12 protein-coding genes, 1 tRNA gene and 1 rRNA gene are annotated in these 12,668 nt (G+C 57.7%); all 14 read left to right on the top strand.

Annotation, left to right across the window (positions count from 1 at the left end):
- Window positions 1–106 precede the first annotated feature (106 nt).
- The 14 genes from rrf (at window position 107) to HMPREF2884_RS04875 (ending at window position 12,334) form a co-directional block, all read left to right on the top strand.
- A 5S ribosomal RNA gene (rrf, locus tag HMPREF2884_RS04940) occupies window positions 107–223 on the top strand.
- Window positions 224–565: 342 nt separating this feature from the next.
- Window positions 566–1,309, top strand: coding sequence for a DUF6891 domain-containing protein (locus tag HMPREF2884_RS04935; protein WP_070616091.1), 744 nt, complete (start codon window positions 566–568; stop codon window positions 1,307–1,309).
- Window positions 1,310–1,734: 425 nt separating this feature from the next.
- Window positions 1,735–2,613 (top strand): DsbA family protein, encoded by an 879-nt coding sequence (locus tag HMPREF2884_RS04930; protein WP_070616090.1) that lies wholly within the window; start codon window positions 1,735–1,737, stop codon window positions 2,611–2,613.
- A 229-nt stretch (window positions 2,614–2,842) separates the two neighbouring features.
- Window positions 2,843–2,916, top strand: a tRNA-Thr gene (locus HMPREF2884_RS04925).
- Between the two features lie 127 nt (window positions 2,917–3,043).
- The gene (locus HMPREF2884_RS04920; protein ID WP_070616088.1) at window positions 3,044–5,242 is read left to right on the top strand and encodes an acyltransferase family protein; all 2,199 of its coding nucleotides are present in this window, start codon (window positions 3,044–3,046) and stop codon (window positions 5,240–5,242) included.
- Window positions 5,243–5,381: 139 nt separating this feature from the next.
- A complete protein-coding gene (locus HMPREF2884_RS04915; protein ID WP_070616086.1) occupies window positions 5,382–6,212 on the top strand; it encodes an ABC transporter ATP-binding protein in 831 nt (276 codons plus the stop codon).
- A gap of 158 nt (window positions 6,213–6,370) precedes the next feature.
- Window positions 6,371–7,183, top strand: a complete 813-nt coding sequence (locus HMPREF2884_RS04910) for an SGNH/GDSL hydrolase family protein (RefSeq protein WP_070616084.1) — start codon at window positions 6,371–6,373, stop codon at window positions 7,181–7,183.
- 826 nt (window positions 7,184–8,009) lie between these two features.
- Entirely contained in the window at window positions 8,010–8,246 is a 237-nt protein-coding gene (rpmB, locus tag HMPREF2884_RS04905; protein WP_004005966.1) for a 50S ribosomal protein L28, read from the top strand.
- 3 nt (window positions 8,247–8,249) lie between these two features.
- On the top strand, window positions 8,250–8,420 hold the full coding sequence (gene rpmG, locus HMPREF2884_RS04900) for a 50S ribosomal protein L33 (protein ID WP_004005967.1): 171 nt from the start codon (window positions 8,250–8,252) through the stop codon (window positions 8,418–8,420).
- Window positions 8,421–8,422: 2 nt separating this feature from the next.
- On the top strand, window positions 8,423–8,728 hold the full coding sequence (rpsN, locus tag HMPREF2884_RS04895) for a 30S ribosomal protein S14 (protein WP_005506731.1): 306 nt from the start codon (window positions 8,423–8,425) through the stop codon (window positions 8,726–8,728).
- Between the two features lie 92 nt (window positions 8,729–8,820).
- Entirely contained in the window at window positions 8,821–9,108 is a 288-nt protein-coding gene (locus HMPREF2884_RS04890) for an HU family DNA-binding protein (RefSeq protein ID WP_005506733.1), read from the top strand.
- Between the two features lie 528 nt (window positions 9,109–9,636).
- Window positions 9,637–10,428, top strand: a complete 792-nt coding sequence (locus HMPREF2884_RS04885; RefSeq protein WP_070616082.1) for a hypothetical protein — start codon at window positions 9,637–9,639, stop codon at window positions 10,426–10,428.
- A gap of 213 nt (window positions 10,429–10,641) precedes the next feature.
- On the top strand, window positions 10,642–11,355 hold the full coding sequence (locus HMPREF2884_RS04880; RefSeq protein WP_070616080.1) for a hypothetical protein: 714 nt from the start codon (window positions 10,642–10,644) through the stop codon (window positions 11,353–11,355).
- 238 nt (window positions 11,356–11,593) lie between these two features.
- On the top strand, window positions 11,594–12,334 hold the full coding sequence (locus HMPREF2884_RS04875) for a preprotein translocase subunit SecD (RefSeq protein WP_070616078.1): 741 nt from the start codon (window positions 11,594–11,596) through the stop codon (window positions 12,332–12,334).
- The last annotated feature ends 334 nt before the right edge of the window (window positions 12,335–12,668 follow it).

Here is a 12,668-nt window from a genome sequence, read left to right as displayed (position 1 = left end):
TTGTTTGCGTTCACTGTATGGTTTTTGGATAATAACCCTGGGCTTCCTTCGGGAGGTTGAGGCTTTTTATTCGGAAATTTTGAATAACGAAGTTATTCGCTAGATTTTCCGTGGTTATAGCAAGAGGGAAACGCCTGGTTCCATTCCGAACCCAGAAGCTAAGACTCTTCGCGCCGATGGTACTGCACTTTTGTGGGTGTGGGAGAGTAGGTCACCGCGGGTTTTTTATTCAAGAGGGGAAGACCTATAAGGTCTTCCCCTCTTTTTGTGTACCGAAAAACTCTTAGAACAAAAACTCCTAGAACGAAAGACACCTAACTCAGCAAAGGTGCAGAGACTCATAGATCCAGAGATTCAGCGACGCAGCAGAGAGGCAGGGGAACAGGGGATGCAGCCTCGCCAGACAGCGTGCCAACCTGATACAGAGGCAACGAGATGGTAGTTCACTGATCCGCCTGAATGACGAAATAGAGGGCACGGCAGATAAACTCTTGATACCTTAACAACAAGAGCAGTCCACATCTCTACTTCAACGAGTAGAGAGAGCAAGTAAAGGAGCATCATCATGGCTGATGAGAAGAGCATCTACGAACGCTGGAGCGAAGAACGCCTCGACCCGCCCTTCCCCAAAGAATGGGGACTGGACGAAGAAGACGAAGCTGAGCTGCTCTGGCCCATCTGGCCCCTGCTGTTCATGGGTGAATCTGCTACTGAGCAGTACGTAGAAACCATCACCGATTATGTGATGGACGTACTTGGTCTGGAATACGATGGGGAGAACGAAGACAGCAAGCTCTGGGAAAAGCGCGTAGAGGACTACGTGGAGGAGCTCATCAAGCGTCGTCGTGCCTTTGCTGCTGAGCTGGGCATTACCCCGGAAATGCAGAAGAACTCCAACCTCAATCGTGCCTTCGCAGCCCTGGAAGAAGAAGGCGTCATTGCACGACAGAACTTCACCTGCTGCGGTACCTGCGCCTCCGCAGAGATCTGGGATGAGATCGACGATAGCCGTGAATGGAAGGGATACATCTACTTTCACCAGCAGGACGCCGAAAGCCTCGCAGAGAGCGGCGGAACCTACGTTGGCTTCGGTTCCTTCCTCGCCTACCCCAGGGACGAAAATGAATGGAACGCGCTGAGCGATGCGCAGAAGGAAGAGATCAGTGCCCTTCACAAGAAGCTCTCCGTAGAGCTCATGAAGGACACTATTATCCCCGTACTGGAGAAGCACGGTCTGAGCGTGGAGTGGAAGGGGAATTTCGATACTCGCCCGTTCATTGGGGGAGTGGAAGTCTACAACATTCCCTAACGGCTGGTGAGCTGAACCGGGTGGGTGCCTCGGCGTAGCTTGTGGCAGGGGAGAGGCGCCTCCCAATGCTACGAAAGTTTACGAGGAAAATAAGCTGAGAGCGTGAGAACAGACATCACAATATCTCAGTCAGAGTATTAACTAGCCGATAAGGCACCCATTCGGTAGGCTAGACGGGTAGCGCGGTACGTCCACACTAGAGAAAAGACAGAACCTATCCACGTGACAGGAACTGATCGACATAGCTTTCAGCTGCTATATACGGCAGAAGCTGAGCTCTAGAACACCCTATAGGGGATACGAACAACCCCGGGTCGGAAGATCAGATCATCTGAAGCTTTGCTCGGATGGACGCTCACTCCAACCGGAGTAGGCTAGAAGAAGTGGACGAACCGCCACCCATATTCCCAACCAAAGGAGCAGGCATGTCGACCGACGCCCGCGAAAAAGCCCGCCAGATTGCGGCCCAGCAGGCCAAGAAGAGCCCCAGCCAGGCAAGCCGCCGCTGGCTCCAGTTCGGCGTACTCGCCGTGGTCCTCATCATCGTAGGTATCATCGGCTTCGTCGTAGTCAACGGCAACAAGAACACCAAGGTAGCAGAAAGCGGCCCGGTGCCCTCCAGCGCCAACGAATACGGTGGCATTGTGCTGACCAAGGACGGCATCGTCCAGAACTCCTCCACCCAGGAGAACCGCGACTTCAAGCAGCTCGCAACCTCGACCTCCTCCGTGACCCCCATGGTCAACGGAACCGCAGCAGCCGTCAACACCCTGCCCCCGGGCGTGCAGACCGCTGAAGAGGCATCCAAGAACGGCCAGCCCGTTCGCGTGACCGTCTTCCAGGACTACAACTGCGTGCACTGTGCAGAGTTCGAGAAGAAGTACGGTGAAGAAATCCAGAAGCTCGTCGAGGACGGCACCATCACCCTGGAAATCCGCAACCTGACCTTCCTGGACCGCTCCTCGCCCACCGCTTACTCCGCACGTAACGCGGCAGCAGCATACTCCGTGGCAAACCAGGTCAGCACCAGCGACTTCCTGAACTACCAGCGTGAGATCTTTACTCACCAGGGCCGCGGCGACATGAACAACCAGCAGATCGCCGACATTGCTTCGAAGTACCACGCTTCCATCGGCTCCGATATGAACGATGGCAAGTGGCGCCCCTTCGTGGACGTGGTCAACGCTGAATCCGCAAAGAACGGTATTAAGGGTACCCCCACCGTCTTCGTTGATGGTGACCAGTACACCAGCAACGACTTCAGCACCTTCCTGAAGGAAAAGATCGAAGCTAAGAAGAAGTAACCGCTTCGATACAAAAACCCGGTAACCTCCGCGTGAGGCTACCGGGTTTTTCCATACACGGTGATGAGTACGAGGGGTGGGTGAGCAGCATACAGAGGTGGTGCTCAGAAGGGTTAAAACGAAGGAAACGAACATGCCATCACCCCATAATTTAGAAGTATTCTCAACCAAACCCTAAAAGAACAACTAAGCAGACTCAACCAAGAGAATAAGGTACACTGGACAGGTTGCCTCCTTAGCTCAGTTGGCCAGAGCATCTGTCTTGTAAACAGAGGGTCACCGGTTCGAATCCGGTAGGGGGCTCAGAAAAATCCTGGTTCGCACCAGCCTCATAGCAGAGGTGCGGATCAGGATTTTATTGTAGCGAGTGTCCTCGAGTGTCTAAGGGACCCGCACCAACACATCGTCTACCCGCCCTGAGGAACCAAGTATGTCTGAAACCTCCGGAACCCCGCAGGCCTCCGCCTCGCAGGGCACCCGTACCGCGGCGCTGCGCACCGTCAAAGCACGCGAAACCAACGACTACCCCCTCGAAGAATTCATCGAATCGCGAGGGTTCCGCCCTGAAATTCAGGGTCTGCGCGCCTTCGCCGTGCTTCTCGTGGTGCTCTACCACGTCTGGGTCGGCAAAGTCTCCGGCGGCGTGGACGTCTTCCTCTTCATCTCCGCCTTCCTGCTCTCGCTCTCCTTCATGCGCAAGATCAACGAAGGCAAACCTCTCAATCTCTTCAGCTACTGGATGCACGTCTTCCAGCGACTGCTACCCGTAGCCACCGTGGTTATCGCGGGTACCACCATTGCGTCCTTCTTCGTGCTCGCGCCCAGTCGCTGGTCGCAAACCGTAACCGACGCAAGGAGCTCCCTGTTCTACTTCCAGAACTGGAACCTCGCGTTCAGCTCCGTAGACTACTACGCCCAAAACGCCTCCGTGAAGTCACCCTTCCAGCACTTCTGGTCGCTCTCCATCCAGGGACAGATCTTCATCATCTGGCCCCTGCTCTTCGCCGCAGTAGCCTACGTCGTACACCGATTCCGTGGAAACCTCTTCACCACCGCGGTATTCATCTTCAACACGGTGTTCGTCGCATCCCTGACCTTCTCCATTGTTGAAACCGACACCAACCAGGGATTCGCCTACTTCGACACCCGCACCCGCCTGTGGGAATTCGCCATCGGCACCCTGCTGGCAATGCTCACGCTCAAGTGGAAGGCACCCGAGAAGGCTCGAGTAATTATGGGCTGGGTCGGCATTATTGGTCTGGTCACCTGCGGCGCAATCCTGCCCGTGGAACGAGCGTTCCCCGGCTACCTGGCGCTCTGGCCCGTGCTCTCCGGTGCGCTCGTCATCATGGCAGGCCGCACCAACAGCCGCTGGGGCATCGACCGACTGCTGGTCTCCGCACCCCTGCAGAACCTCGGCAACATCTCCTACGCCCTGTACCTGGTGCACTGGCCCATCCTCATTCTCTACAGCAGCGCCGTTGGTACCTCCCGCGTGAACTTCATCGAAGGCGCTGTCATTATCCTTGCCTCCATTGGCTTGGCATGGCTGCTCATCCGCTTCGTCGAAAAGCCGCTGCGCTACCGCAAGGACCCCTTCGTACCCTGGCTCATGATGAAGATGCGCTTCAAGACCGTATTCTCGGTCAAGACCTGGGCAGACCAGCTCGCCTTCATCCTCGCGATCTTCCTGGTCGCAGGCGTACCCCTGGTAGCCGCACAGGCATGGGTAGGCTACCGCAACACCCAGTCCGAGCAGAACGCCGAACTGCAGGTACAGACCGCCAGCGAAAACTACCCCGGCGCCCGCGCTATCGGCGGCGCCCAGCAGGGACTCATTGACAACCCCATCCCCTCCGGCGGTGACGTCAAAACCCAGTTCGACGGACTGAGCGACCCCTGCGTTGGCGGCTTCGCGCCCTCCGACCCGGCACTCGCCAAGTACTGCAGCCTGCAGAAGTACGGCCCCGAGGACGCACCGCTGACCATGGTCATCGGTAACTCCCACGCCGAACAGGCGCTGAGCATCTTCAAGCCCATCGCAGAACAGACCAAAACCAACCTGCAGACCTACCTGCTCGGTGGCTGCCAGTACCCGGTCCGCGCCGTCAACGCTAGTAACGAATGCTCGGAATTCAACACCAAGATGACCGAGGAAATTCTCAAGCGTAAGCCGCAGACCGTGGTGCTCATCGCCACCGTTGCCCAGGCACGCTCGAACGATGAACGAGTCGACCCGAGCCTCGACGAGACGGTCCGCCGCCTCACCGAGGCAGGAGTCCAGGTCATCGGCCTGCGCGATAACCCGCGCTTCGAGTACAACATCTACGAGTGCGCTCAGAAGGCCGGTGCCGACAAGAGCTCCTGCGCACGACCCGCAAGTGACAAGTATGCTGCCGAAAACCCTGCAAAGGAAATCTTCGACAAGTACCGCAACCAGGGTGCCGTCATGGTGGATCTGAAGGACGTGTACTGCCCGGACGGCATGTGCAGCCCCGTGGTTGGAAACATCTACGTCTACCTCGACGACAACCATGTCTCCAAGACCTACGGCCGCACCATGGCTCAGGAAGTCTTCCAGCGTGCAGCGGAAGGCGGCTGGCTCGTGAGCGGAAAAGTGAACCTCTAAAGTTCGCCGATATAGCGGATCCCCCGTGCTGTTCTACAGAAGTGTGAACGGTTCGGGGGATTCGCTATTTTCTGACCCGAAATTAGGATAGGCTAAGTTAGGAGGCTTCTGGGAAAAGCCTTAGAGAAGAAAGGACGCCATGAAAGAAATCACCGAACGCACCCTTAAAGTAGAGAACGTCAGCCTCGGCTACGGCGAAACCACCATCGTCAAAGACCTCTCCCTCGAATTCCCCAAGGGCAAAATCACCGCCATCATCGGCCCCAACGGCTGCGGTAAATCCACTCTGCTACGCGGTGTCTCCCGACTACTCAAGCCGCTCAACGGCGACTTCACCCTCGACGGCAAACCCACCCACGAATACTCCATGAAAGGCTTCGCCCGCATGGTTGGGCTCATGCCCCAGCATCCCATCGCCCCCGAAGGAATTACCGTAGCCGACCTCGTCTCCCGAGGACGCTACCCCTACCAGGGACTCTTCAAACGCAATAGCGCCGAAGATGATGAGGCGGTCGCCTGGGCACTAGAAGCCACCGACACCATGTCCCTCGCCGAACGACAGGTCACCGAACTCTCTGGCGGCCAACGTCAGCGTGTCTGGATTGCCATGGCGCTCGCCCAGGAAACCGACATCCTACTGCTGGACGAGCCAACCACCTACCTCGACCTGGCACATCAGGTGGAGCTACTCGACCTACTCTCGGACCTCAACGAACAGCGCGGCACCACCATGATCATGGTGCTGCACGAACTGAACCTCGCCGCTCGAGTCGCCGACTATCTCGTCGCTATGAAGGACGGCTCCATCGTCTCCCAAGGCGAAGCACACGAAGTGCTCACCTGCGAGAACCTGCACACCATCTTTAGCCTGAAGGCCGAGGTTGCGGACCCGTTTAACGACGGCAGTGTGGTGGTGGTACCCCATCCGCGGAGGGCATCCGCAGCTACCGGGTCAGCTGTCGCATCCTAAGAAACCCCCGCTCATATCTGATAATGCGCCCATAACAGTGGGATACTGGAAAACAGGACGCACCGAAAGCTAAGCGAAGAAGCCGGTACACCGCGCGGGTGTGCCGGCTTCTTCCATAGAAGGGTCATTCTCTACAGAGGCCCGGAAAGAAGAACACAATGACGACCCCGCTCCTAGACTCCAACGGCAAGCTCAACGGTGAATCAGTACGCTACGTGGCAATCGGTGACTCCTTCACCGAAGGTGTGGGCGACGTTGACCGCCGCCGCCCCAACAACCTACGAGGCTGGGCAGACCGCGTTGCCGAAGGCCTCGGTGCAGTAGACCCGCAGGCGCAGTACGCAAACCTCGCTATCCGCGGCCGCCTGCTCATTCCCATTCTTGAAGAGCAGCTGCCGGCAGCCCTGGCGCTGAAGCCCAACCTGGTCACCTTCTACGGCGGCGGCAACGACATCATGCGACCCAACGTGGATATTGACCAGCTCATGACCCACGTAGACGATTCCTTCGCCACCCTGCGCGGCGAAGGAATCGAAGTGCTTACCGTAACCGGCCTGGACGTACAGGGGCAGGGCCCCTTCGCCCGCACCCGCGGCCGTACCGCCACCTACAACGAGCTGCTGCGCGGTATCGCCGAAGACCACGGCGTGCACATTATCGACTACTGGCGCTGGAACGACTTCCTCGACTGGCGTCTGTGGGCTGACGACCGCCTGCACATGAACGACCTCGGCCACGAACGCTTCGCATCCCGCGTGCTGGCGCAGCTTGGCCTGCCCGGTGTGGTCACTGAATCGGTACTGCCCCCGGAGGTGCAGCTAACCGCTCGCGAGAAGGTTGAGCAGGAGGCACGCTGGGTCCGCGAGTTTGCCCTGCCGTGGATCGGCCGCCGTCTGAAGGGTACGAGCTCCGGGGACGGTGTGAGCCCCAAGTACCCGGAGTGGGTCCCCGCGGCAAGCCTTAAAAACTAACGCCCTTAAGAACTAATGCTGAGGGGCGCACGTTACGGCGTAAAACTGTATGCCGGGGGAGCGCCCTGTGCTGTATCTGTGCCGTATTTGTTCCCGCATTTACGCCGTAACGGGAACGGTAAATCCGCCGTTACCCGTACCGTTGCAAACCCTTAAACCGCCCTTTAAAACCTGGGCGGAAGCGTTAAAACGAGAGTTAAAAGCTCTTTAAACGCGTGTTTAAGCCTGTTTAACAGCCCTGCGCACACCGCAAGAATCGGTGGCGCGGGGCTGTTTAAGGCTTAAAATCCGGCTTAAGCTGTTAATCTCACAACATGAATTTCACCGGTGTAATTTATCCCCGGTCACATAAAGAACGCCCGTTCTTAAAACCGCGAATTAATGCCTGACTAGGGGCGTTAAAGAATCCCTTAAAAACATCTGGACTTGCAAAAATACCCATTTTTGGTAGAATGGATAGGTATGTTTGCCGCTCGAGGGTAGGCGTGCATCCGTGAATCGAGCTCTTCGCTTAAACGAGGTGCAATCGGCTCAGAACACCGAGATTCCGCGGATTTTTAAGGCAAAATCCGGCGTGCAGGCTTGCACGAACCCCCGTATTTACCTAGAATTTAACGCTGTTCGTAGTGGTGGAAACGCCTCTCGACACTAATAAGCTTCACCGTTTTTCCCGCGGCGGGGATCGATGCGTGGCCTCTCACCCACGTGACGATCTCAAACACTCTAGCCCGGCGAATAACCCGGTGCTTCTACATTGGTGGCGGGACGCTTACGAGTAACATCGACTGCGTACCGTCATAAAAGTCAATCAATAAAGGAGTGAAACATGGCAGCAGTCTGCCAGGTGACCGGAGCTGTTCCCGGCTTTGGACACAGCATTTCGCACTCGCATCGCCGCAACAAGCGTCGATTCGACCCGAACGTTCAGAAGAAGACCTACTGGGTTCCTTCGCTGCGTCGTAAGGTAACCCTGAACGTGTCCGCTAAGGGCATCAAGGTTATCGATGCTCGTGGCATCGATGCCGTTGTTGCAGAAATCATCGCACGCGGGGAGAAGATCTAGTAAATGGCATCCAAGGCTAAGGACCTCCGTCCTATCATCAAGCTCAAGTCCACTGCTGGCACCGGTTACACCTACGTGACCCGTAAGAACCGCCGCAACAACCCCGACCGTATGGTGCTGAAGAAGTACGACCCCGTCGTTCGCAAGCACGTTGACTTCCGAGAGGAGCGCTAAGAATGGCTAAGAAGTCCAAGATCGCTCGCAACGAGCAGCGCAAGGTCATCGTCGCTCGCTACAACGAGAAGCGTATCGCGCTGAAGAAGACCCTGATCGACGAGAACGCTACCCCCGAGGAGCGCGAAGCAGCACGCGTGGCACTGCAGAAGCTGCCCCGCAACGCTTCCCCCGTTCGCGTGCGTAACCGCGACCAGATTGACGGCCGCCCCCGCGGTACCTTCCAGAAGTTCGGTATCTCCCGCGTGCGCTTCCGCGAGATGGCACACCGCGGCGAGCTGCCCGGTATCACCAAGTCCAGCTGGTAAATCTGGTATTTTAGTTCCTAAACGGTTTTCCGTCGTCACCGACGGTCACTCGCTTTAGACTCAAACCTTAAGTCTCTGGAAGGGGCACCCTAATGGCTAAGAACCGTACCGAACTCGTTGCAGAGGTTGCAGAGAAGTCTGGCAAGAGCCAGGCAACCGTAAACGCAGTCCTCGACGCAGTGTTCCAGGTTTTCGAGTCTTCCGTCTCCAAGGGCGAGAAGATCACCATCCCCGGTTGGATGGCAATCGAGCGCACCGACCGTGCAGCTCGTACCGGCCGTAACCCGCAGACCGGCGAAACCATCCAGATTCCCGCCGGTCACGGCGTGAAGCTGACCGCAGGCTCCAAGCTGAAGGCAGCAGTCGCTAAGAAGAAGTAATTCTTGAGACTTTGAATCTGATAAAAGACCCCCACCCTCACGGTGGGGGTCTTTTATTATGCCTGCCCAAGGGGAAACAGCGGAGAAAACCCGGCTGAAGAAAGCCCAAGCAGCGGAAGCGCCCCTAGGCAGGTGAGGTGGATCCCTAGAATCGCTGATTAGTTGGGTCCTTGCAACCTTAATTGTGTGGTTGAGGTAAAAACATAGAAACTACCCCTACTCCACATAAGAAGCTGGGGTGGACTACAGAAAAAATAAAGAAAATTTATACATATGAACAGAAAGCTATGCATAAGCTGAGGGAAAAACCATGAGTATGAAACTCCGCTGGGAAAAATACTTATACATCGCCGTCCAGACATAGCTTAAACACAGCAAACTAAAGCTCAATCTTAGACTCACACCCTAAGCTGGAATCACCGGCGAAGGAAAAGCCACACACCATACAAACGGCCCCACCCCAACCGGAAAATCAACCATACAAACCCCGGACGATTGACCCTCCGGGACTCACAAGGAGAACCCCTCATGGCAGCACGCCACGCTCAGCGTACTTCCGCGCAGCCCACCAACCGTCGCTTCCGCACCGGCGCAGCCGCACTGTCCATCGCAGCAATCGCAGCACTCGGCCTGAGCGCCTGCGGTGCACAGAACACCTCCAGCCCGGCACCCACCGCAACCGCAACCGCCAAGGCATCCTCCAGCGCTGACGCAGCAGTCAACGCTGGCAACGGCAAGGTCACCGTCAAGGCAAGCGACGCAGCCTCCCCGAGCCCCAGCGCAAGCAGCTCCCAGGGCACCGTAACCGTCACCGAAGGCGGCGTGACCGTCAACGGTGCTGACGGAACCGGCGTGACCGCAGACGCTAGCGGCAACGCAACCGTCAACGGCGGCTCTGCATCGAACAACTCCGGTTCCTCCGCAAAGGTCGACGAGAAAGCTGGCGAGACCACCGCCAAGAGCGGCTCCAACGGTGCCGGTAACGGTTCTGTGACCGTCGACGGCGGAACCGTCAGCGCCGCCAACGGCTACACCATGATCCAGATCGACTCTGACGGCGGCTGGTCCTACCACGCCCCCAACGGCGACATCAATGAGGTAGATGCTGACGGATCCTGGGAACGCGTCGGCCCGAGCGGCAACGTAGAGGTGAAAGCAGACGGATCCTGGGAGCTCGTTGGAACCCCCGGTGTTGTCGAAGTGAAGGCTGACGGCTCCTGGGAACAGACCGGACAGGGAACCTTCCAGGTACCTGCCGTACCCGTCAAGCCTGCCGGTGCTACCGTGGACCCCGTCAAGCCCGTGACCCCGCGCCGCTAAACAACAGGCTGATACTCTCGGCGAAAACGTGGGCTATCCCACTCACTAGAATGCGGAAGAACGCCCACGCGCCCGGATAATCACACCCAAACTCGATAGAATTAACGCGGTTGGTTACACCGATAATCGTTATGGAATCCCACAAGGATCCTGCGCACGACGCGAATACGTCGCCAACTAGCCGCACCATACTAACAACCACAAGGAGAAACAATGGCTATCGCCCCCGCAATGAAGAAGACCACCGCGGTGCTGTCCATCGCTTTCGCAGGCGCACTGGGCCTGAGCGCATGCGGCTCCCAGTCCTCTTCCACCACCACCGCGACTGCATCCGCATCCGCTTCTGCAACTGCTTCCGCAAGTGCATCGGCTAAGGCATCCTCTGCAGCTGCAACCACCTCGGCAGCTTCTGCTTCCGCTACTGCAGACGTGAAGGTTGACAAGGACGGCAACGTCACCGTCAAGGCTAACGACGGCGAAGGCAACTCCGCAGACGTGAAGGTCGGCGCAGACGGCAAGGCATCCGTAGACGCTAAGGACTCCGAGGGTAACTCCTCCAAGGTAGAGTCTGACGAAAAGGGCACCAAGGCTGAGTCCAAGGACTCCGAGGGTAACTCCTCCTCCGCCGTTGAGGGCGACGTTATTGTTTCCGAGGACGGCGGCTGGACCATTCAGGGTGACGAAGGTCAGGTAGCTGTACAGGCTGACGGCTCCTGGAGCCGCCAGGACGCAAACGGCCAGGTCGCAGTCAAGGCTGATGGCTCCTGGAGCATCCAGGCTAACAGCGGCCTGCAGGCAACCGTGGACGCATCCGGTGAAGTAACCTCCATCGTTGGCGGCGAGAAGGCAGACCTGAAGGCTCCGAAGGTTCCCGCAAAGCCCGCACAGGCTAAGGTCGCCCCCGTCAAGCCCGCACAGCCCAAGTAAGCTGTAAAGAACTAACAGCGGCTTGTGACGCTACCAGAGCGTAACAGCCCCTTGACCTATAAGACGCCCCGTGCGCATCCGAGCGTGATGCGTGCGGGGCGTTTTACGCATGCTTGCAGAGTACCGTCAGGATGAGGTGCTAGCATGAAGGCGTACGCCGGGCATACCGGAGTACAGGTCAACCACACCACGCACTGTGCCGCTGCAGAGCGACGCATGACGGAAAGAGAAATCTGCCGTGAAGAAGTCTATTGCTGTTCTGTTCCTGACCATTGCCGGTGCCCTCGGCCTCGCAGCCTGCGGCGGTAACTCCGGCACCAACTCCAACTCCTCCGCATCGGCAAGCGCGTCCGCTTCCGCAACTGCCTCGGCACCCGCAAGCACCTCCGCCGCGGCAACCAGCGCAAGCACCACCTCCGCCGCAGCTGAAACCACCAAGGCAGAAACCAAGACCACCCAGGGCACCATCAGCGCCCCCAGCGCTCTGCCCAGCGAAGCAAGCGAAGCACTTAAGAAGAGCGAGGAATCCAACCAGCAGGCAACCTCCGCACTGTACCGCGCCAGCAAGGAATCCCTGAACGAGTTCAAGGAAGATTCCAGCGTCAAGAAGGCACAGACCAGCGACGGCACCGTCTACTACAACGATGAAGTCGCTACATTCGAATCCAAGGACGGCGCTATTGTCATCATCAAAAATACCGGTGCGTGGAGTAGCTTTGACTCCAACGGTGGAACCATCGTCGTGGACGAGGACGGCTCCTGGATCAAAACCAACCCCGAGGACAGCCTCTACACCGCCGTTAGGGCAGACGGCGCCGCTGCCGTCCTGAACACTAAGACCTTAGAGCAGGCGACCGACCTCTCCACCATCGATATCCCGAAGGCCCCTGGCCCCATCGACGGTTTCCGCGGCACCGCTAAGACCCCGGCCAAGCCCACCAAGGTTGCTGACTTTTCTGAGATTACAGGCCTCAAGTAAAAACGAGCTCCTGCCCCCTTGGCCGAATAGCCCGACAGAACAGGGACACCAGCACCCCGTGCGTATCCGACTGTGATGCGTGCGGGGTGTTTTGCGTCTTCGATCCGAGCTGAGAAGACCCATGAAAAGCGGGGGAAGGGAAGCACCGCAACATCTCAGGGAGCTTTCAGGTCACGGTGCTAGCATGGAGGCGTACTCCGGGCACACTGGAGTACAGGTCAACCACACCATGCACTGCGCCGTCGCAGAGCGGCGCATACAGAAAAGAGAAATTCAGTGAAGAAGTCAATTGCTGTACTGTCCCTGACCATTGCCGGTGCCCTCGGCCTCGCAG

Origin of the sequence: Rothia sp. HMSC073B08 (genome assembly GCF_001812975.1) — a bacterium.
Classification (GTDB): Bacteria; Actinomycetota; Actinomycetes; order Actinomycetales; family Micrococcaceae; genus Rothia; species Rothia mucilaginosa.
Note: the sequence above shows the minus strand (reverse complement) of the source record. Positions and strands in the feature narration are given on the sequence as shown.